General features: G+C 60.2%; 27 protein-coding genes and 1 tRNA gene. 9 read left to right on the top strand and 19 right to left on the bottom strand.

What is annotated here, in order from left to right; genetic code table 11:
- The first annotated feature begins 101 nt into the window (after positions 1-101).
- On the top strand, positions 102-1577 hold the full coding sequence (locus ABIE33_RS26465) for an NAD(P)H-hydrate dehydratase (protein ID WP_429130765.1): 1476 nt from the start codon (positions 102-104) through the stop codon (positions 1575-1577).
- Positions 1578-1660: 83 nt separating this feature from the next.
- Here the strand turns inward: ABIE33_RS26465 and gpt are convergent, their stop codons facing one another.
- Positions 1661-2158, bottom strand: coding sequence for a xanthine phosphoribosyltransferase (gpt, locus tag ABIE33_RS26460; RefSeq protein WP_025427018.1), 498 nt, complete (start codon positions 2156-2158; stop codon positions 1661-1663).
- A gap of 162 nt (positions 2159-2320) precedes the next feature.
- On the bottom strand, positions 2321-3076 hold the full coding sequence (locus ABIE33_RS26455) for a competence/damage-inducible protein A (protein WP_429130764.1): 756 nt from the start codon (positions 3074-3076) through the stop codon (positions 2321-2323).
- A gap of 164 nt (positions 3077-3240) precedes the next feature.
- Here ABIE33_RS26455 and wrbA point away from each other — a divergent pair, with 164 nt between their 5' ends.
- From wrbA to ABIE33_RS26440, 3 genes are all read left to right on the top strand, one after another.
- A complete protein-coding gene (gene wrbA, locus ABIE33_RS26450; RefSeq protein WP_429130763.1) occupies positions 3241-3840 on the top strand; it encodes an NAD(P)H:quinone oxidoreductase in 600 nt (199 codons plus the stop codon).
- Between the two features lie 230 nt (positions 3841-4070).
- On the top strand, positions 4071-4313 hold the full coding sequence (locus tag ABIE33_RS26445; RefSeq protein WP_053247390.1) for a DUF2188 domain-containing protein: 243 nt from the start codon (positions 4071-4073) through the stop codon (positions 4311-4313).
- A 114-nt stretch (positions 4314-4427) separates the two neighbouring features.
- Positions 4428-4646 carry a hypothetical protein gene (locus ABIE33_RS26440; protein ID WP_077503508.1) on the top strand — a complete coding sequence of 73 codons (219 nt, stop codon included), beginning with the start codon at positions 4428-4430 and terminating at the stop codon, positions 4644-4646.
- A 92-nt stretch (positions 4647-4738) separates the two neighbouring features.
- Here the strand turns inward: ABIE33_RS26440 and ABIE33_RS26435 are convergent.
- From ABIE33_RS26435 to ABIE33_RS26400, 8 genes are all read right to left on the bottom strand, one after another.
- Positions 4739-4823, bottom strand: a tRNA-Leu gene (locus ABIE33_RS26435).
- Positions 4824-5173: 350 nt separating this feature from the next.
- Positions 5174-5296, bottom strand: coding sequence for a hypothetical protein (locus ABIE33_RS26430; protein WP_429130762.1), 123 nt, complete (start codon positions 5294-5296; stop codon positions 5174-5176).
- A gap of 700 nt (positions 5297-5996) precedes the next feature.
- The gene (locus ABIE33_RS26425; RefSeq protein WP_429130761.1) at positions 5997-6128 is read right to left on the bottom strand and encodes a hypothetical protein; all 132 of its coding nucleotides are present in this window, start codon (positions 6126-6128) and stop codon (positions 5997-5999) included.
- 111 nt (positions 6129-6239) lie between these two features.
- Positions 6240-6485 (bottom strand): DUF982 domain-containing protein, encoded by a 246-nt coding sequence (locus tag ABIE33_RS26420; RefSeq protein ID WP_429130760.1) that lies wholly within the window; start codon positions 6483-6485, stop codon positions 6240-6242.
- Between the two features lie 180 nt (positions 6486-6665).
- Positions 6666-6923: a hypothetical protein gene (locus tag ABIE33_RS26415; protein ID WP_429130759.1), complete on the bottom strand. Its 258-nt coding sequence runs from the start codon at positions 6921-6923 to the stop codon at positions 6666-6668.
- Positions 6924-7089: 166 nt separating this feature from the next.
- Positions 7090-7794 carry an HAD family hydrolase gene (locus tag ABIE33_RS26410; protein ID WP_429130758.1) on the bottom strand — a complete coding sequence of 235 codons (705 nt, stop codon included), beginning with the start codon at positions 7792-7794 and terminating at the stop codon, positions 7090-7092.
- Between the two features lie 4 nt (positions 7795-7798).
- Positions 7799-8389 carry a hypothetical protein gene (locus ABIE33_RS26405; RefSeq protein ID WP_429130757.1) on the bottom strand — a complete coding sequence of 197 codons (591 nt, stop codon included), beginning with the start codon at positions 8387-8389 and terminating at the stop codon, positions 7799-7801.
- Positions 8390-8469: 80 nt separating this feature from the next.
- Complete coding sequence (locus ABIE33_RS26400) at positions 8470-9924, bottom strand: TrkH family potassium uptake protein (protein ID WP_429130756.1); 1455 nt, start codon at positions 9922-9924, stop codon at positions 8470-8472.
- A 153-nt stretch (positions 9925-10077) separates the two neighbouring features.
- On the opposite strand from ABIE33_RS26400, the gene ilvA reads away from it, so the two are divergent.
- Together ilvA and ABIE33_RS26390 are read left to right on the top strand one after the other, a co-directional pair.
- Entirely contained in the window at positions 10078-11328 is a 1251-nt protein-coding gene (gene ilvA / locus ABIE33_RS26395; protein ID WP_429130755.1) for a threonine ammonia-lyase, read from the top strand.
- 87 nt (positions 11329-11415) lie between these two features.
- Complete coding sequence (locus ABIE33_RS26390; protein ID WP_429130754.1) at positions 11416-11736, top strand: HlyU family transcriptional regulator; 321 nt, start codon at positions 11416-11418, stop codon at positions 11734-11736.
- Positions 11737-11956: 220 nt separating this feature from the next.
- Here ABIE33_RS26390 and ABIE33_RS26385 read toward each other — a convergent pair whose 3' ends face one another.
- Positions 11957-13939 carry a bifunctional 2',3'-cyclic-nucleotide 2'-phosphodiesterase/3'-nucleotidase gene (locus ABIE33_RS26385; protein WP_429130753.1) on the bottom strand — a complete coding sequence of 661 codons (1983 nt, stop codon included), beginning with the start codon at positions 13937-13939 and terminating at the stop codon, positions 11957-11959.
- 230 nt (positions 13940-14169) lie between these two features.
- On the opposite strand from ABIE33_RS26385, the gene ABIE33_RS26380 reads away from it, so the two are divergent.
- Positions 14170-15417, top strand: a complete 1248-nt coding sequence (locus tag ABIE33_RS26380) for a GGDEF domain-containing protein (protein WP_429130752.1) — start codon at positions 14170-14172, stop codon at positions 15415-15417.
- Between the two features lie 12 nt (positions 15418-15429).
- Here the strand turns inward: ABIE33_RS26380 and ABIE33_RS26375 are convergent, their stop codons facing one another.
- The gene (locus ABIE33_RS26375) at positions 15430-15891 is read right to left on the bottom strand and encodes an Lrp/AsnC family transcriptional regulator (RefSeq protein WP_025427034.1); all 462 of its coding nucleotides are present in this window, start codon (positions 15889-15891) and stop codon (positions 15430-15432) included.
- Positions 15892-16046: 155 nt separating this feature from the next.
- On the opposite strand from ABIE33_RS26375, the gene ald reads away from it, so the two are divergent.
- Positions 16047-17165, top strand: coding sequence for an alanine dehydrogenase (ald, locus tag ABIE33_RS26370; RefSeq protein ID WP_025427035.1), 1119 nt, complete (start codon positions 16047-16049; stop codon positions 17163-17165).
- 42 nt (positions 17166-17207) lie between these two features.
- Here ald and ABIE33_RS26365 read toward each other — a convergent pair whose 3' ends face one another.
- The 5 genes from ABIE33_RS26365 to ABIE33_RS26345 all read right to left on the bottom strand — a co-directional run bounded on the left by ABIE33_RS26365 (position 17208) and on the right by ABIE33_RS26345 (position 21003).
- The gene (locus ABIE33_RS26365) at positions 17208-17675 is read right to left on the bottom strand and encodes a DUF1203 domain-containing protein (RefSeq protein WP_429130751.1); all 468 of its coding nucleotides are present in this window, start codon (positions 17673-17675) and stop codon (positions 17208-17210) included.
- A 91-nt stretch (positions 17676-17766) separates the two neighbouring features.
- Positions 17767-18330, bottom strand: a complete 564-nt coding sequence (locus ABIE33_RS26360) for a GNAT family N-acetyltransferase (RefSeq protein ID WP_429130750.1) — start codon at positions 18328-18330, stop codon at positions 17767-17769.
- Between the two features lie 4 nt (positions 18331-18334).
- Entirely contained in the window at positions 18335-19189 is an 855-nt protein-coding gene (gene sseA / locus ABIE33_RS26355; RefSeq protein WP_429130749.1) for a 3-mercaptopyruvate sulfurtransferase, read from the bottom strand.
- 15 nt (positions 19190-19204) lie between these two features.
- Positions 19205-19954: an alanyl-tRNA editing protein gene (locus ABIE33_RS26350; RefSeq protein ID WP_429130748.1), complete on the bottom strand. Its 750-nt coding sequence runs from the start codon at positions 19952-19954 to the stop codon at positions 19205-19207.
- An 8-nt stretch (positions 19955-19962) separates the two neighbouring features.
- Positions 19963-21003 (bottom strand): cysteine synthase A, encoded by a 1041-nt coding sequence (locus tag ABIE33_RS26345; protein ID WP_429130747.1) that lies wholly within the window; start codon positions 21001-21003, stop codon positions 19963-19965.
- A 323-nt stretch (positions 21004-21326) separates the two neighbouring features.
- Between ABIE33_RS26345 and ABIE33_RS26340 the strand changes: the two genes are divergently transcribed.
- A complete protein-coding gene (locus tag ABIE33_RS26340) occupies positions 21327-22169 on the top strand; it encodes an SDR family NAD(P)-dependent oxidoreductase (RefSeq protein WP_429130746.1) in 843 nt (280 codons plus the stop codon).
- Here the strand turns inward: ABIE33_RS26340 and ABIE33_RS26335 are convergent.
- A complete protein-coding gene (locus ABIE33_RS26335; RefSeq protein WP_429130745.1) occupies positions 22157-22483 on the bottom strand; it encodes an SMR family transporter in 327 nt (108 codons plus the stop codon). The two genes, ABIE33_RS26340 and ABIE33_RS26335, sit on opposite strands and share 13 nt — an antisense overlap.
- Entirely contained in the window at positions 22470-22841 is a 372-nt protein-coding gene (locus tag ABIE33_RS26330) for an SMR family transporter (RefSeq protein WP_429130744.1), read from the bottom strand. The genes ABIE33_RS26335 and ABIE33_RS26330 overlap by 14 nt, the downstream gene beginning before the upstream one ends.
- Positions 22842-22857: the final 16 nt, after the last annotated feature.

Below are 22857 nucleotides of genomic sequence, written 5' to 3'. Positions count from 1 at the left end.
TTATTTGAGCAATAAATATGTGCAGATGCATCAATTGTGAGCAGATGGCATTTTGTGTGTGCCACTTGCCGTTGACCCACGCAGGGCGCTAAGTCTGGGGCATGCACTCTTCGCTTCGTGACATGTTGATTACGCCGGCCGAAATGGCGGCAATAGACCTGGCAGCCGCGCAATCGGGCATCGACAGCTTTCTGCTGATGCGAAGCGCCGGGTTGGCAGTGGCTGCGGCGACACTCAGGCTGTTTCCACAAGGGCAGCGGTATGTGGTGTTGTGCGGTCCCGGCAACAATGGTGGCGATGGTTATGTCGCGGCATCAGCGCTTGCTGAGAGCGGCGCGAACGTCGCCGTTTTCTCCTTCGGCAATCCGGCCGCCCTTTCCGGCGACGCTGCCCGTGCGCGGCAACTGTGGGATGGCACGATAGACCCGCTTGCTTCGCTGGTGCCGCATCGCGGAGATGTCATTGTCGATGCACTCTTCGGCGCGGGTCTCGCACGCGACCTGCCGGAGCAGATGGTGGATACGATCGAAAGGATCAACGCTCAGGGGTTGCCCATCGTTGCCGTCGACCTGCCGAGCGGCGTTGACGGTCGAACCGGGCAGATCCGGGGTGCTGCATTCGCCGCGAGCCACACGATCACCTTTATGGCGAGAAAGCCGGGTCATCTGCTGCTTCCCGGCCGTTCTTTGTGCGGCACGCTTGAGGTCTTCGATATCGGCATACCGGCCCGTATCGTGCAGGCGGGAGGCGGAGGCTTGCGCCTCAACACGCCGGCGCTCTGGTCGGATCAGGCGTCGAGGCTTGACGCGTCGACCCACAAATTCCGCCGCGGCCATCTGGTGGTCTTCTCGGGCGGGGCGCAGGCGACTGGTGCCGCGCGGCTGTCGGCAGCGGCCGGTCTTGCCGCCGGGGCGGGTCTGGTGACGGTGGCGTCACCGAAATCGGCTCTCGATATCAATGCAGCACAACTGACGGCAGTGATGCTGAGGGCGATAGATGATCGGCAGGAACTTGAGCATTGGTTGCAGGACACTAGGCTCGGCGCTTTTGTTCTTGGACCCGGGTTTGGCGTTGGCGACCGAGCGTGCGAGTTTGCGCTTGAGCTTTGCGACCGCGCGCTGGTTCTCGATGCGGACGGCATCACGTCGTTTCAGGAGCACAGGTCAGAATTGTTCGAGCGGCTGGCGGTAGCGACGGGCAGGGTGGTGATGACCCCGCATGAGGGCGAATTTGCCAGGCTCTTCCCCGAGATCGCTCACGACGAAAAGCTGTCGAAGATGGAAAAGGCTCAGGCGGCAGCACGGATCAGCCATGCCACCATCGTCTACAAGGGAGCCGATACGGTCATTGCCGGTGCGGACGGGACGGTGGCCGTTAATGCCAACGCTCCGCCGTCACTGGCAACGGCGGGATCCGGAGACGTTCTTGCAGGAATTATCGGCGCGCATCTGGCGCAGGGCATGCCGGCCTTCGAGGCGGCCGCTGCCGGCGTCTGGCGCCACGGTGCTGCCGGTACGCGCGCCGGACCGGGGTTGACGGCCGAAACCTTGGTAGCGTCGATCCCGCCGCTTGGCTGAAGCGTTCGGCGTTATCGAGGTGTAGAAACACCCTCGGCTCACTGCCGCGAGCCGAGGGCGTAGATGTTGGCATTAGCTGATTATTAGCCGCGCGTTCCCTTGGCGATCGGCTCCTGATAGGTGAAGCCCAGGTCCCAAGGGAAGTAGATCCAGGTGTCCTGGCTCACTTCGGTGACGAACGTGTCAACCATCGGCCGGCCCTTCGGCTTGGCGTAAACGGCGGCAAAATGCGCCTTCGGCAGCATGGCGCGAACTTCGGCTGCCGTCTTGCCGGTATCGGTCAGGTCGTCGATGATCAGCACGCCTTCGCCGCCATCCTTGGCAATCTCCGGCGCAATGCCTTTCAGCACCTTCATCTGCCCCTGCGTGTCGTAATCGTGATAGGAGGCGATACAGACGGTCTCGATCATCCGGATGTTGAGCTCGCGGCAGATGATGGCCGCCGGCACGAGGCCGCCGCGCGTGATGCAGACCATGGCGCGCCATTCCTGCCCCTGATCGGCCAGCCGCCAGGCGAGCGCGCGTGCGTCGCGGTGAAACTGATCCCAGGAAACGGGAAAGGCTTTATCGGGCAGGGACATTTCTGGGCTCCGGCTTGTCTGGACGAGGTAAAGGCGAAGCATCCGGCAGATCGGGCAGGCGCTGACGCTTCATCCTGATTTGCCGACATGCAATAGCGGCAATGACGGCCGATGTGCAAGGGCTTCGCATTTGCATATTTGCCGCCTGTTTTCCGACGGCCGTCAGGCTTTGGCGCGTGAGGCGGTAATCGCATCGATCATCGCTTGCACATCTGCGGCGGCCGCCGCCATAGTCTGGGGATCGCGCGCCCGCACAACGATATCGGTTGAGAAGGACTTGCCGTCGAACTTGGGGTAGGATCCGATGCTGGTCTGCGGGTGGTTCTTCTGCACTTCGGTCAGCGGCGTGCCGATGTCGCCCTCGCCATAGGGCGAGCGAACCGATTGCGAGAGCAAGGGTGTGCCTGTCTGCACTTCCGGCATGATCGCGTCGAGCATCGCCTGGAACACCTGCGGCACGCCGGCCATCACGTGAACATTGCCAATGGCAAAGCCCGGTGCGGTGGAGACCGGGTTGGGGATCAGCCGTGATCCCTCGGGCATGCGCGCCATGCGCTTGCGCGCGTCCGAAAATTCCATGCCGCGGCGTTCGTACATCGCGCCGAGCAGGGCCATCGCTCGTTCGTCATAGATGCAGTCCACTCCGAATGCCTTTGAGACCGCGTCGGCGGTGATGTCGTCATGGGTCGGGCCGATCCCACCTGAGGTAAAGATATAGTCGTAGCGGTCGCGAACGGCGTTGATGGCGTCGACGATCGCGGTTTCCTCGTCGGGAACGATGCGGACTTCGCGCAGATCGATCCCGACCATCGTCATCATCTCGGCGAGATGGCCGATGTTCTTGTCTTTGGTTCTGCCGGACAGCAGTTCGTCGCCGATGGCGACCATGGCGGCGGTGACGATCTTAGGGCTGCTCATTGGCGATCCTGCTTATATGAGGTGATTGTTCAGTAGTATTTCGTGATTGTTCGAGAATTGAGAACGCTCTGTTGACCGTGCGGCTGCTGGCAACCGGACGCTTTTTGATAAATCTTGCCGGCGACGGTGATCAAGCGGAATTGCCCGAATCCAAAGGAGCATTTATGGCCAAGGTACTCGTTCTCTACTATTCGGCATATGGGCATATCGAAACGATGGCCTACGCGGTTGCAGAAGGGGTAAAATCGGCGGGGGTCGAGGTTGTCGTCAAACGCGTTCCCGAGCTGGTGTCGGAAGAGGTCGCCAAGGCGTCTTACTACAAGATGGACCAGGCAGCGCCGGTCGCTACCGTCGACGAACTGCCCGAATACGATGCTATTATCTTCGGTTCAGGCACACGCTACGGCACCGTTGCCTCGCAGATGCGCAACTTCATCGACCAGACCGGGGCTCTCTGGGCCCAGGGCAAGCTGGTCGGCAAGGTCGGATCGGCCTTCACGTCTTCGGCAACGCAGCACGGCGGCCAGGAATCGACCATTCTCGGCTTCATTCCGACCCTGATGCACCACGGCATGGTCGTTGTCGGCCTTCCCTATGCCTTCCAGGGGCAGATGGGTCTTGAAGAGATCAAGGGCGGTTCGCCCTACGGCGCTTCGACCATTACCGGTGCCGACGGCGCGCGTCAGCCTTCGGCGGTCGAGCTCGAAGCCGCTCGCTATCAGGGTGCGCATGTCGCCAAGATTGCGGCGAAGCTTTCGGCCTAAGCCGCGGAAAAGACTTGAAAGATTGCAAGGAAAGCGGCCCCGCAAAGGGCCGCTTTTTCGTTTCGGCACGGCCTGTCACATTCTGATTCGCAAAAGTGGCCTATCGGCCCATTCCTGTGTTAATATCCGCCCCGTCGGCATGAGAATGCCATTGACGAGGAGGAACATTGGGCCGCGCGGTAACGGCTCGCGAAAGGCGGGATTGCCTTTCGCAGTGCAGGGAGAGAAGCATGGCGCGCATTACGTACTCCATCGTTCCCCATGACGGCGGTTGGGCCTACAAAGCAGCCGACGCCTTTTCGGAACCCTTTCCCAGCCGAGAAATGGCGCTGGCGGCCGCCAAGGCCGCAGCAGCTGAACAACAGGTCGGCGGCGACGACGAAGACATCAGTTTCCAGGACGAAAAAGGCAACTGGCATTTCGAGCATACCGATGGCGGCGATCGACCCGAGGCAACCGTCGAAGACGGTTGACAGACTTTTCGGACGATTTGAGCGGTCCGATCCAAACAAGCATCTGTGAGAGTTCCAAACAAGCATCTGTGAGAGTATTGCGTCCACTGCGTCGGCATTAGCGGAGGATTTTCAATGCAGCATTATAGCGTTCAGATCTTCACCTGGACCGCCCGCAACGGCGTGCAACAGGTAGGATCGGCAATTGAAGTCGATGCACTCAACCCGAAGGCGGCAGCTGTCTCGCTGCTTGGCCTGCGGTTGGAGGACAAGGGAGCCTGCACGAAACTGGCGGTCAGGGTGTGGCACGACGATACGCACATGGCCGAATGCGACTGCTTCTACTACCACTGAGCGGCAAATCGATCCCACGCAAAGTTTCAGAAACCGCTCGTTGAGCGGGCCGGTGATCTATTAGCCGGGACGACCTTCATGCGACCTTGAACTGGTGCGGGCGGCGGGGATCGAACCCGCACAGCCGAAGCCGAGAGATTTTAAGTCTCTTGCGTCTACCAGTTTCGCCACGCCCGCACTGATGTTTCCAGTACCTTGCGCACCGCGGTTTTGGAAGGCCTGACAACGGATTTTTCTTGGTTCGGTTCGTGTGGTTGTGCCGCGCGTATGTCTGGGCGATTGCGTCGCAAACAGTGTGGTTGATGGGACAAGTTGCACGGATTTTAGGGCAGGGCTTTGTCTGCCACGGCGAGCACACGCACTACGGTTAGCAAGCGGGGAACCTTGGCTTAGATCCGCAGGGTGATTAGTGACATACTGTCAGATGCCGTATTTCGACCGCGGTCGAGGTGGCCAAATCCGGGAATGGTTACGGCAAGCTTTAGGAGATGTGCGCCACGGGTGTGTTGCAGACCTACGGCTTCAAGTTAGAAGTTGGTGGCGATGCTGTGGCTGTACACCCGGCCCTGCTCGGCCCTCTTGGCTGCGAGGGGCACCACGACAATGAAGGCGACGAGAGCGAGAATGAAAGCCGGTCCGGGAAGCGCCACCACTGATTTCCTTGATTTATGATTGTCCCCATTATTGGGGATGTAGGCTTAATTGAAACTGAATGGCAGCGGTCGAAATGCTGTCGAGAAGCGGAAAACGGTGTCCTCGGAAGTCTTAAATGTCGCTGATCGTCCGGAAGGCGAAGCGATCCGACGTCCGTTCGGTCCGCGTGGCCAGGCTATAGGGTTCGAGCCATCCAGCAACCGCACTGCGCATCTCTGCATCCAAGCGATGATCTCAGCCGTCCTACGCAGGAAGGCGGGAAGGTGCCGGACCACAGTTCAGTAGCCAGGGCGTCAAACATGGCGTTGAAATTGACGACGGCAATAGTGAATCGAAGCATGCCGCCATCCTTTGTGCCGACAAGACAGTGCCATAGGTCGTCACTCTCCAAGTCCCGACGCTCCACTTGACCGCCGCGCTCTTCGCGGGAGGTCCAATGAGAAGAAAAAGTGGCGACCGATAGCGAGTGCCTGAGGCGTAGCCTGGAGCGGCCTAACGACTGCGGCCGTTTCGAGCGCTTTCACCAAATGTTCCTCCCTCAAATGGGTTAATCGGGGAAGGGTAGGCCGGGTTCGTACTGTGGATGTTCGCGCCTCGTTCGGCATGTTTTAGGCGTCGCTTGAGAGTGGGCGCGACCAATTCTCGACCTGTCAGCCTAGTCGGCGGAGTGCAGGGCGAAATCCTCGCAAAGGTCCATCAGCGAGCCATGGTATCCGTGAGCTCGTCGGGCGTTGCGACGATCACTGAATTCCCCAAAGCGCCATCTGCGTATTTGAACGCAAGTATGCTCATGATCGAGGCGACAATGACTGACAGGATGATCCGCATTCGTGCTTTCCGGGTTCGTTGCCTTTTCTGGCAACCCGCTCGGAGGCATGGTGTTCCAGTCTAAGGACGAACGATCTTCGCCCATCCTCTACTACGCTGCGAGGCGAAAGGTTATTCCTGGATGGGAATGCCCGCTTCTCGCGCGGCATCGATGAAGGCCTGGCGGGCGGCCTCTGCCGGTTGTTTGCCCTCGACCACGGCAGCACACATATCGAGCGCCAGCGTCAGCAACGCGCTGTCTTCGAGCGGCCAGTCCTCGATCATCGCCCAGGACGCTTCGGTCGTATTCGAAATGGTCGTGTATTTCTCCGGTCCCTCTAGGGCCAAGATTACGGGTTTTTCCCAATTTTCGGCCATGTCGCTCACCTCGATTTCGATTGGTGGCGGCACATAGCACAGATCTGGTCGATTCCACGAGCGGTGCGAGAGCTGTTTCGCCGTGACGTTGAGCGACAGGCACCACGTGGCAATTTCGGTTGCGCAACGGCGTGGCCGAATGTCGTGGGGAAGTCGAACCGTGACGCGCCTTCGAGAGGTTTACGTCTCCTGTTGCTTCGCTCGTGAAAGATAGAAAATTGCGCCGGCAATCAACGCAGCAAGGCCATAGGTGAAGAATGCCTGGAAGTAGGGTGCCCCTGACGAGAGGACGTAAACCGTCGGCGCGACGAAAAGCATGACCGCCAAGCCGATAAGGCGGGAGGCAAAGACGCCCATGACAGAGAATTTCCTTATCATCCACCCGATCAGCATGCTGGTGAATGCCATTGCTACGATCGCTCCAATTAGCTGCGCCATGCTGGTTCTCCGGCGATGTTCGTTCTGAATTCCGGTATCTTTCTCCGATTCTCAAAAAGATGATAGCGGTGGCAATCAACAATTATCGGTTGCATTGAGAGGCGGGGTTTGGGTGGATTACCATCCCTTACAGTTGGTCGAGATCACTCTGGCCGAGGCGGGAGCCCTAGTCGCGCAACGTTTGGAGCACATCCGACAGACCACCGAGATCGGCGATCTCACGAAAACGCGGATGGCGGTCCGGTTTGTCGTGATGCTCGAATGCCCAGGTCAGGGCATGCGGGACATAGATGCCCCAGCTACCGGCGTCGAGGGCAGGCACGATGTCGGACTTCAACGAGTTGCCGACCATGAGGCTTTTCGCCGGGCCGTCGCCGTGGCGTGTGAAGATGCGATCATATGTGGCGGCCGTTTTGTCGCTGACGATCTCGACGGCATTGAAATAGTCTCCCAGTCCCGAGGCGGCAAGCTTGCGCTCCTGGTCGAAGAGGTCGCCCTTGGTGATCATCACCAGCCGGAAGGTGCCGTGAAGCGCCTCGAGCGTTTCCTTGACATGCGGCAGCGGCTCGACCGGATGAACCAGCATCTCGCGCCCGGCCGCAAGGATTTCTGCAATCACCGATGACGGTACCCGTCCGTCTGTCACGTCGACAGCGGTCTCCACCATCGACAGCACGAAACCCTTGATGCCAAAGCCGTAGAGGCCGAGATTGCGCTTTTCAGCGGCAAGCAATCGTGCGGGCAGGTTTTCCGTGTCGGCGTGGTCCCTGAGCAGTTCGGCGAAGCGCGCCTCGGTCAGGCGATAGAACTGTTCGTTTTGCCAAAGCGTATCATCGGCATCGAAGCCGATCGTCGTAATCATGTCAGGCATTGTCTCACGGTCCGGCAATCTTGAACGGCTGATCGATCGTGGCCTTCTTGCCGCTGTTGATGTCGTTGAAATGGAAGCGCAGCACATAGTCGCCGGCCGGGGCCCCGGAAACATCGATCGTCAGGGTCGAATAGATCTCCTGGTTCTTGAGGTAACCGGTGAAGGTGAAGTCGCCGAATGCTTTCTGCCCGGCAAGGATATCGCCCTTGGGATTGAGGATGTCGAAATCAACGGTGAAATGCGTTTCCAACTTGCCCTTCGCTGCAGCCTCCTTCCAGGTGAGACCGACCGGTTCGACATAGGAGACGAGCGCTTCCCCGGTCTTGAAAACGGTCCCGTCCTTGGGCTCGTACATGGCATAGCCGGCCGGTTCCTTGGTGATGAAGACGGCCTTGCCGATGGAGAAGGGCAGTGTTTGCGAAAAATCACCGACCGCCTGCCGCATAAGCTCTCGCGCTTTGGCTGGGTCGCCGGAGGTCGCCAATTGTTCCGCCTTGGTGGCGGCATCGACGAGCGGCCCGGCTTTTGCTTCGACATTTATGCAGAGCATGCTTGCGGCGGTTAGCACCGCCAGCAGTGACCGATGTTTCGCCATGACGCTCCCCTTTGTCCTGTTGATCCGACTTTCGGCATTTGCCGCATCGAGTCAAGACGATAGGGCTGGCGGGGCGATGGTCAATGTTTCCAGAAGATTGGCGTCAGAATCACGAGCACCGTCAGTACTTCCAGGCGGCCGAGCAGCATCATCAGCGAAAGAAGGTAGAGCTCTGGATCCTGGAGCGTCGAAAAGTTGCCCGCCGGGCCAATGAGACTGCCGAGACCAGGCCCGACGTTGGAAAGGCAGGTAATCACCGCCGAAGTCGCGGTGATGAAATCGTAACCGAGCGCGCCCATGCCGAGGCTGCCCAGCACCCACAGCAGGATATAGGTGGTGAAGAACAGGAAAATGGCGCGCTGCGTATCGGCATCGACCGTGTTGTTGCCGTAGCGCACGGCATAGACCGCATTGGGATAGATCAGCTTGTTGAGGCCGGAGCCGATGGCGTTGAACAGCACGACGAACCGATAGGCCTTGATGCCGCCGGCGGTTGATCCGGAGCAGCCGCCCATGAAGGTCGCGATGAAGGCGACCATCACCACGAAGGGACCCCACAGGCTGTAGTCCTCGCTCGCATAGCCGCTGGTCGAGAGGATTGAGGTGATGTTGAAGAAGGAATGGGCAAGCGCCAGGTGAAATTCGACGCCATTGGCGAGGCGGTGATAGATCGCCACGGCGATCGAGAAGGCCGAGAGATACCCGAGGAAGACGATGATCTGCGGGTCGCGCAGCGCATCAAGGCGGCCGCGCACGACAAGCACGATCAGGATCGAGAACGGCAGGCTGCAGAGCGCCATGAAGAAGGTTGCCGTCCAAAGCAGCGGGATACTGCCGAAGTAGGCAAAGGATGCGTCATGCGTGGAAAAGCCGCCGGTCGCTACCGTCGACATCGCATGATTGATCGCGTCGAACCGGTTCATCCCCGTCATGTTGTACCCGATCGTACAGAGGACCGTGATCGAGACATAGATGAGAAGGAAGGCGCGGCTGAAGCTTGCCAGGCGGGCAAATGGCTTATCGCTGGTGTCGGAGGATTCCATCTTGAAGAACGACATGCCGCCGACCCTGAGGTAGGGGATGATGAACAGGCCGAGCACAACGATGCCGATGCCGCCGAGCCAGCACAAGAGCGAGCGCCAGACGAGCAGCCCTGGCGGCGCATCGTCGAGGCCGACGATGACAGTCGACCCGGTGGTGGTGATGGCAGAGACGGATTCGAACAGCGCCTGCGCGAAATCGAGCTTCAGCGACGACAGCCAAAATGGGATGGCACCGACAACCGAAAAGACCGCCCAGAGAAGATTGACCAGCAGAAAGCCGAACTTCTTCGAGAACGGCGGCGGTCCCATGCGCGTCGCCATGAATGTCGCGGCCGACAGGCCGCCGATCATGAAGGCGGATACGGCAAAGATCTGCCAATCGCGATGACCGTAATAGAGGTCGACCATCGCCGGCACGAGCATCGCCAGCGACAGGTAGAGGCCAAGGATCGCTGCGATATGCACAGCATGCCGGATCAGGGTTGCGTTCAAGCGTTCGATTTCCTGGAAATGAAACTACGTGATCTGGCAAAGCGTGAACCGGCGACATTGTCCGCCGCCGGTCGATTCGAGTCAAAGCGATGGCCTCGGGCGCTGCAATGTGCAATAGCGGCTGCCATCGGCAAACTCAATGGATGACCTCACGTGACGAAGCAGGATGTTGACAACGCAACCACGGCGATGCGCGATATTTTTCCGCCCACGCCGCTGCAATTGAACGAACATCTCAGCGCCCGCTACGGCGCCAACATCTTCCTCAAACGCGAGGACCTTTCGCCGGTTCGCTCCTACAAGATCAGGGGCGCGTTCAATTTCTTCCGCAAGGTGCTTGGCGCCGGCGCAACGGGCAAGACCTTCGTGTGTGCCTCGGCTGGCAACCACGCCCAGGGCTTTGCCTTCGTCTGCCGACACTTCGGTGTTCCCGGCGTCGTCTTCATGCCGGTGACCACGCCGCAGCAGAAGATCGACAAGACCCGCATGTTCGGCGGCGAGTTCATCACGATCCGGCTGGTCGGCGACATCTTCGACCAATGCTACAAGGCTGCGCGCGACCATGTGGAAACAATCGATGGCGTCATGGTACCGCCGTTCGACCATCTCGACATCATCGAGGGGCAGGCGACTGTTGCCGCTGAAATCGCCGAGCAGCTGCCCGAGGGCGTCAGCCCCGATCTCGTCGTGCTTCCGGTCGGCGGCGGCGGCCTGTCGGCCGGTGTTACCGGCTATCTGAAGGACGATGTCGCCGCCGACCATTTCGTCTTCTGCGAACCATCAGGCGCGCCGAGCCTCAGGCAGAGCCTCGAGACCGGCAGTCTTGTCACGCTCGACCAGGTCGACAACTTCGTCGATGGCGCAGCTGTCGGGCGGATCGGCGATCTGAATTTTGCGGCGCTTCGCCGCTTCTCCGCCGACCAGGTCATGCTGCTGCCGGAAAACGCGATCTGCATGACGATCATCGACATGCTGAACGTCGAGGGCGTCGTGCTCGAACCGGCAGGCGCGCTGTCGATCACGGCGCTGGACGCGATCGGTCGCGAAAAGCTCGAAGGAAAGACCGTCATCGCGGTTGTCTCAGGCGGCAACTTCGACTTCGAGCGTCTACCTGACGTGAAGGAAAGGGCGATGCGGCATGCGGGGCTCAAGAAGTACTTCATCCTGCGCATGGCGCAGCGTCCCGGTGCCCTGCGCGATTTCCTCAACCTGCTCGGCGACGAAGACGATATCTCGCGCTTTGAATATCTGAAGAAGTCGGCCCGCAACTTCGGCTCTATCCTCATTGGCATCGAGACCAAGCACGCGGAGAATTTCCCGATCCTGAAGTCGCGGTTCGACGCAGCCGGCCTGCGTTACCAGGACATCACCGAGAACGAGATCCTGTCCAATCTGATCATCTGACGACCGATCGGCTGCGAGATAAAGCCAGAGTGTCGACATCGACACTTTGGCTTTGACAGCTTTGGCCGTCGCGTCTAAGTCTTGCTCATGGCATCATTTTTCTCAAAACTGTTCGGCCGCTCCGGCTCCACCGAAAACGAAGCTCAAGGCGCATCGGGCAAAACCGAAGCCTATGCCGAGTGCACGATCCGCGCGACACCGATGCGCGAGGGCTCTCAGTTTCGCCTGGCCGGCAGCATCGAGAAGACGATCTCCGAAGGCGACGTGCGGGTGCGCAGCTTCATTCGCGCCGACCTGTTCACGTCCGAGCAGGACGCAATCGATGCCGCCTTCCGCAAGGGGCGCCAGATCATCGACCAGACCGGACCGTCGTTGTTCGCCGACGATGCCCAGTCGCGGCAGGTCTGAATTCCCAGCCGAAGACCGCTGAGACTCCACGAAATAAGAAATTAATACAGTCGCTTGTCGCTGAGAACCAATGTTCTTCATAAACGCGATGGGTATGCGCCTGCCGGGACTTGTGGCTGCTTCAGCATCCGCACTGCCGCTTTCGCCCGAGGCCAAATAGCGGCGCTTCCTTGCTCCGCTCGAGGGAGAGCGTACCCCCGCCAGGCGGGGGCACGAAGCATCACAGCTTGATGCGGAAACGGGCAAATCCTTCGGCGGCTTCGCCCGCATCCTCGATTGTCACGCCCTTGACCTGCGACAGGAACTGCCTTGCCTTCGGGCCGCTGTCGAAAGTGACGCTGGTGTCCGCGAGCGGCGCGAAGGTCCAGTTTGCATCCGCCGCCGGGTTTATTGTTCCCTGATCGATGATGTAGCGAACCACGACGTCGCGGTTGGTGTCTGGCGCGACGAAGACCACCTTGTCGGCAGCGATATCAGGGAAATGGCCGCCGCCGCCGGCGCGGTAGTTGTTTGTCGCAACGACAAATTTCTGCGCAGGGTCAATCGGTTGCCCATTGAAGTTCAGGTTCTTGATGCGATTGGCGGATGGGTTGATGGTATTGCCGTCCTTGTCGAATTTCGGCGGCTCGGAAAGGTCGATCTGGTAGGTGACGCCGTCGATGACATCGAAGTTGTAGGATGGGAAGTCTCCGTTGATGAGGGCGGCGTCCGAGGCTCCAGCCTTGACCTGGTTGAAGATGCCAGCGGACATTTCCAGCCAGTTGCGCACCTGCTCGCCGGTAATGACCACGGCCTGGACCGTGTTGGGATAGAGATAAAGATCGGCGACGTTCTTGATGGCGATGTCGCCGGCCGGAACATCGGTGTAATAGTCGGCGCCGCCGCGGCCGCCCGCCTTGAACGGAGCCGCAGCGGAGAGCACGGGCAGATCCTTGTGCTCCGTATCCTTCAGCATGTCCTTGATGTACCAGGTCTGAGCCTGGCTGACGATCTGGACGGATGGGTCGTCGGCGACCAGAGCGAAATAGGAATAGAGCGGCACCGAGCTTTTGCCGACGGGCGTGCGAACGTAGGCCAGTGTTGCCTCGTGTTCCTTTTGTGCCGCCGCCAGCACTTCCGGCTTGTCGGCGACCTCGGCGATTACCTTCTTGTCCTCGCGCCGGTAGATCGGACGCGCTTCGCTGGTGGAACTGACCACCCGCCAAGCGCCGCCTTCACGTTCGATGAGCAGATCGATCACGCCGAGATGCGAACCCCAGAACCCGCCCATGACGCCGGGCTTGCCTGAAATCAGCCCCTTGGCATTGTCGACGCCGGCAATCTTGTCGAACTTCGGACCGGGGAAGTCGAGATGGCTATGGCCGGTTACGATGGCGTCGATACCTTCCACCGCGGCCAGCGGCACGGACGCGTTTTCGAGATTTTCGGCGTAGTCCTGCTGACCGATGCCGGAGTGGGAAAGCGCGATGACGATATCCGCACCTTCCTCGCGCATCTGTGGAACCCAAGCCTGGGCCGCCTTGACGATATCGCGGGTATTGGCCTTGCCCTCCAGGTTCTTCGCATCCCAGGTCATGATCTGCGGCGGCACGAAGCCGATGAGGCCAACGCGGATCGCGTGCTCGGCACCGGTGCCGTCCTTCACCTTGCGATCGAGAATGACATAGGGTTTGAGAAACAGCTCGTCCTGACGGGCATCGGCTGCGAGCGTACCCTTGGTCAGATTGGCGCAGACGAGCGGGAAGTTGGCGCCGTTCAGCACCTTGAACATGAAATCAAGGCCATAGTTGAATTCGTGGTTACCGAGCGTGCCGCAATCGTAGCCGAGCACGTTCATAGCCGCGATAACAGGATGGACGTCACCATCCTTCATACCGCGCTGATAGGCTATGTAGTCGCCCATCGGGTTTCCCTGCAGGAAGTCGCCGTTATCGACGAGGATCGAGTTGGTTGCCTCCGCCCGGATGGCGTCTACGATCGAGGCCGTGCGCGCAAGTCCCAGCGTGTCGTTCGGCTTGTCGCCATAATAGTCATAGGGAAAGACGTGTACGTGCAGGTCCGTCGTTTCCATGATGCGCAGGTGAGCCTGATTGGCGGACGCACGTGTGGAGAAGGGGTGAAGCATTACGAACGCCGAGGAGGCTGCGACGCCGGACAGAAGCGAGCGGCGCGAGAGGTGGAACGGGGATGTTGTCGATTGCATGCTTGCCCTCCATTGATGAATGCCATTGCGGTCGATGCCGGTGCAATCCGCGGTTTGTTCTTCGAAATGCGAACCACGGTGGGTTGGTCGCGACTATGCCGGAAAGGCAACACTTCGCAAAGCAGTTGATTCTCGCATTGCAAATCCTGGTCGCCTGCAGCCAGGGTAAAGTTTTATTTAAGCTTTCCACCTAACGGTTTGCATGGCGAAACCGGAACTTTTTCAAGAGCATGCCCAACGCCAATCTCATTGTTTTCGTCGGCGAAGCACTGGTCTACGTCACGGCGATGATCTGGCTGTTGCAGCTACGCGCCCGGCTGGGTCTCGGCGTCTTTGTCGCCGCCCTGGGTGTGATGCATTTCATCGAAACCTATCTGGCGGCGGTCTTTTACGTGCAACTGCCGTTCGGGATCGTCTCGCCGGGATCGGTCGTACTTTTCTCCGGCAAGCTGATGATCATCCTCTTGCTTTACGTGAAGGAGGATGCGGCAACCGTCCGTCAGCCGATCTATGGTCTGCTCGCCGGCAATTTGCTCACGGTCGTCCTCAGCCTTCTGCTGCGCCAGCACGAGACCGTTTCGATCGTTCCGGACCGTTCGGCCGACATCGCTTTCATCGATGAGATGGGCGGGTTGATGGTGTGGGGGACGTTGGTTCTATACCTCGATACGCTCCTGATCATCCTGCTCTACGAGCGCCTCGGCAAATGGCTGCGCCGTTTTGTTACCATCCGCTTCCTGGTCTGCGGCGTCGTCATCCTGAGTTTTGATCAACTGGCATTTTACGCGGCCCTGCACTGGCTGAACGATGCGCCTAAGGAGGTGCTGTGGGGCGGATGGATCGCGAAGATGCTGGCGGCCATTTTCTATGCCGCAGCCATCGGCTTTTATCTCAACGTATCGCGCCATCCGTTTCTGGCGATGTCGGACCGGCCGCTTGGCGATATCTTCAATGACCTGACCTTCCGCGAACGCTATGAGGATCTGCTGTCGCGCTCCGGCCAGGACACGCTGACGGGATGTCTTGACCGCAGCCGTTTCGATATTGAAGGGCCGCAGATGCTGCGGGCCGCTGTCGCCTCAAAGGCAGCAGTCAGCTTACTGATCATCGACGTCGATCACTTCAAGGGTGTCAACGACCGATTCGGTCACCAGGAGGGCGACCGCATCCTGCAGAAGTTGGTGGAGGTGATGAAATCGCACTTGCGCGCGGGAGACCGGCTTTTTCGCTACGGCGGCGAAGAATTCGTCGTGCTGTGCCCGGGATTGTCGCATGCCGACGCGCTGCGCCATGCCGAGACCATCCGGCTAGCGGTTTCGGCCGGTGTTTTCACCCCCGACGGCAAGCCTGTGACCGCCAGCATCGGAATGTCGTCTACGCCTGACGACGGCACCGCGATCGAGCATCTGCTGTCCGAGGCTGATCTCAGACTCTATGCGGCAAAAGGGCGTGGTCGCGATTGCGTCGTCGGCCGCTGACGTCAGCGCTGGTCATATGCCGACGTTCGGCCGGTCGATCACTTCTCGCAGGGAAAAGCTCGAATTGATCTTGACCACATGGGGCAGGGCGGAGAGCCAGTCTCGGTGGATGCGTTCGTAGTCCTGCAGGTCCTTGGCCGCGACCCGGAGAATATAGTCGTATTCGCCCGACATCAGGTAACAGACGAGAACGTTGGGGCAGAGCTTTACCGCCGCCTCGAACTCGGCCAGCGTCTTGGCGAACTGCCCGGACAGGGAAATATGCACGATCACCATGATCTGGTAGTCGAGCGCCTTGTGGGCAAGGCGTGCGTGGTAGCCGCTGATAGTACCGGATTTCTCCAGGATATCGACCCGGCGCGAACAGGCCGATGGCGACAACCCTACCTTGGCCGCCAGATCGGCATTCGAAATCCTGCCGTTCTGCTGAAGAATGCGCAGAATCGCATGATCGATGGCATCAAGTTCACTCATTCGCGGTTTCCATCAATGACTTGGGCGCCGACGCAATATTCTTCGAAATTGATGCCTTCGCGGAGACATCTTTGCAAGGACATTCGTTTCGTCGCGTGTTTTGCTGAGGACGTGTCAATGAGGCAAAATCGCCCACAACAGGAGAGGAACGCTAGATGCGTGTCGGTTGCCCGAAGGAAATCAAAAACCATGAATACCGAGTCGGCCTGACCCCAGGGTCGGTACGTGAATATGTCGCTCACGGCCACGAGGTTATCATCGAAACCAAGGCAGGAGCAGGGATCGGCGCGGATGACGATACCTATCGTGCCGCTGGCGCGAAGATCGTCGCGACGGCAAAGGATGTGTTCGAAAAATCGGACATGATCGTCAAGGTCAAGGAGCCGCAGCCTTCCGAATGGGCGCAGCTGCGCGAAGGCCAAATTCTCTATACCTACCTGCATCTGGCGCCGGATCCGGAACAGACCAAGGGTCTGCTCAATTCGGGCGTCACCGCCATCGCCTATGAAACCGTCACGGACGAGCGTGGTGGCTTGCCGCTTCTGGCGCCGATGTCGGAAGTAGCGGGACGCCTGGCGATTCAGGCCGGTGCGACATCGCTGCAGAAGGCCAATGGTGGCCGCGGCATTCTGCTGGGTGGTGTCCCCGGCGTGCTTCCCGCCAAGGTCGCGATCATCGGTGGCGGCGTCGTCGGCCTGCATGCGGCCAGGATGGCGGCTGGTCTCGGTGCCGATGTCAGCATCCTCGATCGCTCTATTCCCCGCCTCCGCCAGCTCGACGATATCTTCGGCGGTCGGATACACACGCGCTACTCCACCATCGATGCCCTCGAAGATGAGGTTTTCTCTGCCGATCTGGTCATCGGCGCCGTGCTCATTCCTGGCGCTGCGGCGCCGAAGCTTGTGACACGCGAAATGCTGACGGGGATGAAGAAGGGTGCAGTCATCGTCGACGTCGCCATCGACCAGGGCGGCTGCTTCGAGACATCACACGCAACCACCCATTCCGACCCGACCTACGAGGTCGACGGTATCGTGCACTACTGCGTTGCCAATATGCCCGGCGCTGTCCCTGTGACGTCGGCCCACGCGCTCAACAACGCGACGCTGCACTATGGTCTGCAACTGGCCGATCGCGGCCTGAAGGCTGTCGCCGAAGACCGGCACCTGCGTGCCGGCCTTAACGTTCACCGCGGACGTGTGACCAACGCCCCTGTTGCCGAGGCGCTCGGTTACGACGCCTACGCGCCGGAAGCGGTGCTCAACGTCGCCTGAGCCCTGTCATGACGTCGGCCCGGCCAAGGCCGGGCCGACCGTTCACATGCGCTCGATCCTGCACTGATAACAATTGTTCTTCGCCGAACGGACATGCACGCTTGCCACCTCGGGCATGGCGAGCAGAGCTTCTGCGCGGGATTCGAGCTGCTCGGCGGCAACCACGCCGCCGGTCCCATAGATGATGCGTTCGTTGCTGCCATAGCCGCGCAGCAGATAGTCCTTGCTCGACGCCAGGATGGGCGGCCGAACTCCGTCGCTAAATGCGGTACATTCGTCGGCATGCATGAAAACCGGGCCGGTCTCGGCATAGGGCTGCAGCGACGTAAAAGGCCGCAGCGCGAAGATGAGATAGGCATCGCCGGCATCGACGTTGCGAAGGCAACGCCGACAGGGAACGCCATCGCCATCGGATATCTGCCGTTCCGGCGGGTTGCCATAGGCATCTTTTCCGCCTTGTCTCAGGCGCTTGGCCTGATCGGCGGACATCGGAACATAGCGCAGGGCCATCGTGCATCTCCAGATCAGTAGGGATCATGTGATGCACACTATGGCCTGACCAATATCGAGGCGACACCCGGAACTTGCGGCTGCGCTGAGGTCAGAGATTCTTGGCGAAGGCCAGCAATTCTTCGTCCGTCAACGGCTCGATAGTCGCTTCGCGGGTGGCGACAGGCGAGAAGCCGAATTGCTGATAAAGCTGAAGAGCCCGCGGGTGATCAAGATTGTTGGTCGTGACCGTTACCTTGCTCGGGTTCAAGGTCCAGGCGGCAAACAACGTTTGCAGCAGGAACCATTTGCCGAGGCCGAGCCCCAGGGCGTGCTCCATCAACCCGAAATGGGTAAGCTCGACGATATCGTCGTCGGCCTGGTGAAGTTCGAAGAAGCCGGCGGGTGCGCCGTTGACATAGAGCACGGTGACGCTCGTGCGATTGTCGGCCAGCAGCGCCGCCAGCCTTTCGTCGCTCATGCGGATGCGATCGGCCCAGTGCCAGCGTTTGCCGACCCGCAGATAGAGGAACCGATAGTAATTCAGCGGGATGTCGGACACACGCAGGATCGCCGTCTGGATGTTGACCGGCATCGGCAAGCTCTGCTTGGGCGGTGCCGTCATTTCGAGTTCGGTGACATGGGCAGTCAGTGAGGCGAGCTTGGGAGGGCGCATGATGTCACTCGCTGCCGGTTACAACAGGGGTATCCGCGCGGCCACCCCATTCGGACCAGGAGCCGTCGTACAGCGTGTTGTCCCTATGGCCGAGGGATTGCAGCGCCAGCGTGATGATCGCCGCCGTGACGCCGGAGCCGCAGGTCGTCACGACCGGCTTGGAAAGGTCGACGCCCGCATCGGCAAATGTCTTGCGCAGCGTGTCGAGATCTTTGAACTTGCCGCTCTCGGAGAAAATGCCCGAAGGCAGGCTGCGCGCGCCCGGCATGTGGCCGGAGCGCATTCCGGCACGCGGCTCTGGCTCTTCGCCGAGGAATCGCCCGGCGCCCCGCGCATCGGCGATCTGGATCGTGCCGGATTGCACGATGTCCTTCATGCGCTCGAACGATGTTACCGCCGTGGGTGCAAAGGTGACGTTGAACGTGACGGGCACGGGGGAAGGAACGTCGGTCGACACCGGGCGTCCGTCCTTCTTCCAGCCGTCCATACCGCCGTCGAGGACATAGACGGCTTTTGCACCCATGATGCGCAGCATCCACCACACGCGCGGCGCGGTCATGATGCCCGGGCCGTCATAAACAATGATGGTATCGGTCTCGCTGACACCCAGCGCACCAACGGCCTTGGCGAAGGCTTCGGGCGTCGGTAGCGTATGCGGCAGGCCGCTGGTGTGATCGGCGATCGCATCCTGGTCGAAGAACACGGCGCCGGGAATGTGGCCCGCATCGTATTCCGCTTTCGGGTTCCTGTTCTGTGCGGGCAGGTACCAGGCAGCGTCGAGGATACGAATGGTGGGATCGTCAAGCCGCTGCTGCAACCAGTCCGGAGAAACGACGAAAGCGCTTTTGTTGTTGGTCATGGTCGTATCTCCTGTTCAGATTGCTTGGCGGTCGTCTGCCGTACCGAAGCGGATGCGGAAGCGGCGGTTTTCTTTCCCCTTCTTCTCGATCTTGGCGATGTGGATCGCGCCGACTTCCTGGGTTTCGGACACATGTGTGCCGCCGCAGGGCTGGCTGTCGATCGCCGAGCTTTCGCCGATACAGACGAGGCTGACACGACCAAGGCCGACGGGAGGGCGCACGTTCTTCGATTTGACGATACCAGGGTTGGCTGCGAGTTCCTCGTCGGTGATCCATTGCAGATAGACGGGGTGGTTCTCGTCGATGAGCTTCTTGAGCGCCGCCGTCACCTCGTCCTTGTCGATCGTTTCGCTCATATCGAAATCAACTCGGCTCTCATCTTCGCCAACGGCAGCGCCGGTTATCGGGAACGGACAAACGACGGAAAGCAGATGGCAGGCCGTGTGCATGCGCATCAGCCGGTAGCGGCGCGGCCAGTCGATATGCAGGACCAGCTTTTCGCCGAGGGCCGGTGCAGACTGCCCCTCGGCCGGCACATGGATGATGATGTCCTTCGTGGCGCCATGGCGGGCAACCGCGATGCCGATGCGGCTGCCGTCGCTGCGCTCAAGGAAGCCGCTGTCGCCTGGCTGCCCACCTGACGTGGCGTAGAAGCAGGTCTGATCAAGCTCAATCCCGCCATCCTCCAGAATTCCGGTTACGCTTGCTTCGCAAGTCGAGAGATAGAAATCTTCGCGGAAGAGGGCAGTCACGGTCTTGGTCATCGCAAATCTTATCCGACTGATTCGTATGGAACGGTGATGCTTGAGGACCCCTTCAACCAGGCCGGAACAGGCAGGCCTTTCGAGGCCAGGAAGTCCGGGTTGAAGAGTTTCGATTGATAGCGGTTACCATAGTCGCAAAGGATCGTCACGATCGTATGTCCCGGACCGAGCTCCTTGGCCAGCCGAACGGCGCCGGCAATGTTGATGCCGGTCGATCCGCCGACGCAGATGCCTTCGCGTTCGATCAGGTCGAAGACCAGCGGTACGGCCTCGGCGTCGGAGATCTGATAGGAAAAATCGGGCATGAAGCCTTCGAGATTAGCGGTGATACGGCCCTGGCCGATGCCCTCGGTGATGGAGCTTCCGCTCGCCTTCAACTCCCCGTGCGCGTAGTAGTTGTAAAGCGCCGCACCGTCCGGATCGGCAAGGCCGATCTTGATGGCCGGGTTCTTGGCGCGAAGGCCCTCTGCAACGCCTGCAAGCGTACCGCCGGAGCCGACAGAGCAAATGAAGCCGTCGACCTTGCCGTCCGTATCGCGCCAGATTTCAGGCGCAGTCGTCGCAACGTGGGCGTCACGGTTGGCAACATTGTCGAACTGGTTTGCCCAGATGGCGCCATTCGGCTCGGTCTTGGCGAGTTCAGCGGCCAGGCGCCCGGAGATTTTGACGTAGTTGTTCGGGTTCTTGTAGGGCACAGCCGGTACTTCGACGAGCTCTGCTCCAAGAAGACGCAGCGCATCCTTCTTTTCCTGGCTCTGGGTTTCCGGGATGACGATGACGGTCCGATAGCCCAGCGCCTGGCCGACGAGCGCAAGGCCGATGCCGGTATTGCCCGCTGTCCCTTCGACGATGACGCCCCCCGGCTTCAATTGCCCGGCCTTCTCCGCCTGACGGATGATCCAGAGCGCGGCACGGTCCTTCACAGACTGCCCCGGATTGAGAAATTCCGCCTTGCCGACGATCGTGCAGCCGGTTGCCTCGGATACGGTCTTCAGCCGGATCAGGGGCGTATTGCCGATTGCTTCAAGAACGGACGGAAGAATGGCCATTTGCAGAACCTCGTGCTTGAGAACGGCCGCCGAAGCGGGCCGCGTTACCGAAGAAAGACGCCGAGTGGCCGGCGAACGTTGAGAACGATGCCGGATCGCCGAAATATTGGCGTGTTTTCGGCTCAGCCTGTTTCCCAGGCAAGAAATAGCGTTTCACCGCTGCCCTGTCCCGAACAAAAAACGTCTTCGAGGGGAAAGCTTAGGGTCGAGGCCGCTCTGGGTGCGCGCTGAATATTGGAGGGGATTGGTCTGGGCCGGGCGTGTCATTCCCCGGCCCCTTGAGTTGAGCGTGCACCGGGCGGGTGCGTGCCGAGGTATGGACAATGAGTATGCACAAGACGAATTCCGAGCATGGGTTGGCATGGGTAACGGGAGCGAGCTCGGGAATAGGCCGAGCGCTGGCATTGCGGCTGGTGCGAGACGGCTATTCCGTGGTCGTCACCTCCAGAAATCACGACAAATTGGTGGCTCTGCAACAGGAGGCTGCCGCCGACGGCCGCATCATTGTTCTCGACGGAGATGTTACCGATCCGCAGGACATGGAGCGTGTGTTGGCATCGATCGAATATGATCACGGCGACCTGTCTCTGGCCGTGTTCAACGCGGGCGTAACGATCCCGGTGAGAGGCGACGATCTGCATCGCGACGCATTTGAGCGTAGCTTTGCCGTCAATGTGAACGGTGTCGTCAATTGTCTGCTGCCGGCTGTCGCCCACATGAAGGCCAGGGGGCAGGGGCACATCGCCATCGTCTCGGGGGCTGCCGGTTATGGCGGGTTGCCGGGCAACGCCGCCTATGGCGCCACGAAGGCGGCCCTGATCAATCTGGCCGAGAGCTTGAAGCTCGATCTGGACCGGATCGGCATTCGCCTGCAGTTGATCAATCCGGGGCCGGTCGACACGACCGGTTCGCCGCGCCTTGGATTTGCAAGGTCCGACATGATCAGTGCAAACGAGGCCGCCCAGCACGTCGTCGAGGGCCTGAAGTCGAAGCACTTCGAAGTCAGCTTCCCGAAACGCTCTATCACCATGGCGAAGTTGTCACGCCTGCTGCCCTATGCTGCCTACTTCGCGCTCGTTGACAGGCTGACCCGGCAAGGCGCGACGCCGCCAATGGCGACGAGCACCCGCACGAGCACCAAGGAGCGGCCACATCAGGCTGTGTGAAGCACAAGGACTGCGCCGAAGATCAGGGCAAGGCCGACCCAGCCGATCGGCTTGAGCTTCTGGCCGAAGAGCAGACGGCCGCAGATGGCTGTGCCGAAAATCCCGGTCGCGCCGAGAACGGCATAGGCGATGGCAAGTTCCATGCCCTTGACCGCTTCCGCAAGGAAGGCGAAAGCGGCGAGCACGAGCACGATGGAAAGCGCGCCCCAGCCGCGGCGCGCGAAGCCATTCGATTTGGTCGACGCGAGATTGGCAGCGATGTCGAGGACGCCGGCGATGACAGCAAAGACGAAATAGAGACTAGGCGCGCTCATCGATGGCTCCCTGCGTGTCCGGAGCGTCCTCTTCGCGGTGTTCGCCTGCATTGACGAGCAGGATTCCGGCCACCGCCATCGACAGGCCCAGCATTTCCCGGCCGGTCAGCACGTGGCCGAACACGAAGACCGAAACGAGCGTGATGATCGCGACCCCGGATCCCTCCCAGATGGCATAGGCAACGCCGACCGATATGGTCTTCACAGCCTTTGCCAGGAAAACGTAGGAAAGCGCGATGGAGACATACATCACCACGTGGCCGATATAGGAGCCATTGGCGGATGCGGCCTTCATCGCCGTCAGGCCCGCCACTTCAGTCGCGATGGCGAGTGCCAGGAAAAACCATGCAAGCCGCATGAGGAACCTTCAAGAA

The organism is Ensifer sp. 4252, from assembly GCF_050434565.1.
In the GTDB taxonomy this organism is placed as follows: Bacteria; Pseudomonadota; Alphaproteobacteria; order Rhizobiales; family Rhizobiaceae; genus Ensifer.
Note: the sequence above shows the minus strand (reverse complement) of the source record. Positions and strands in the feature narration are given on the sequence as shown.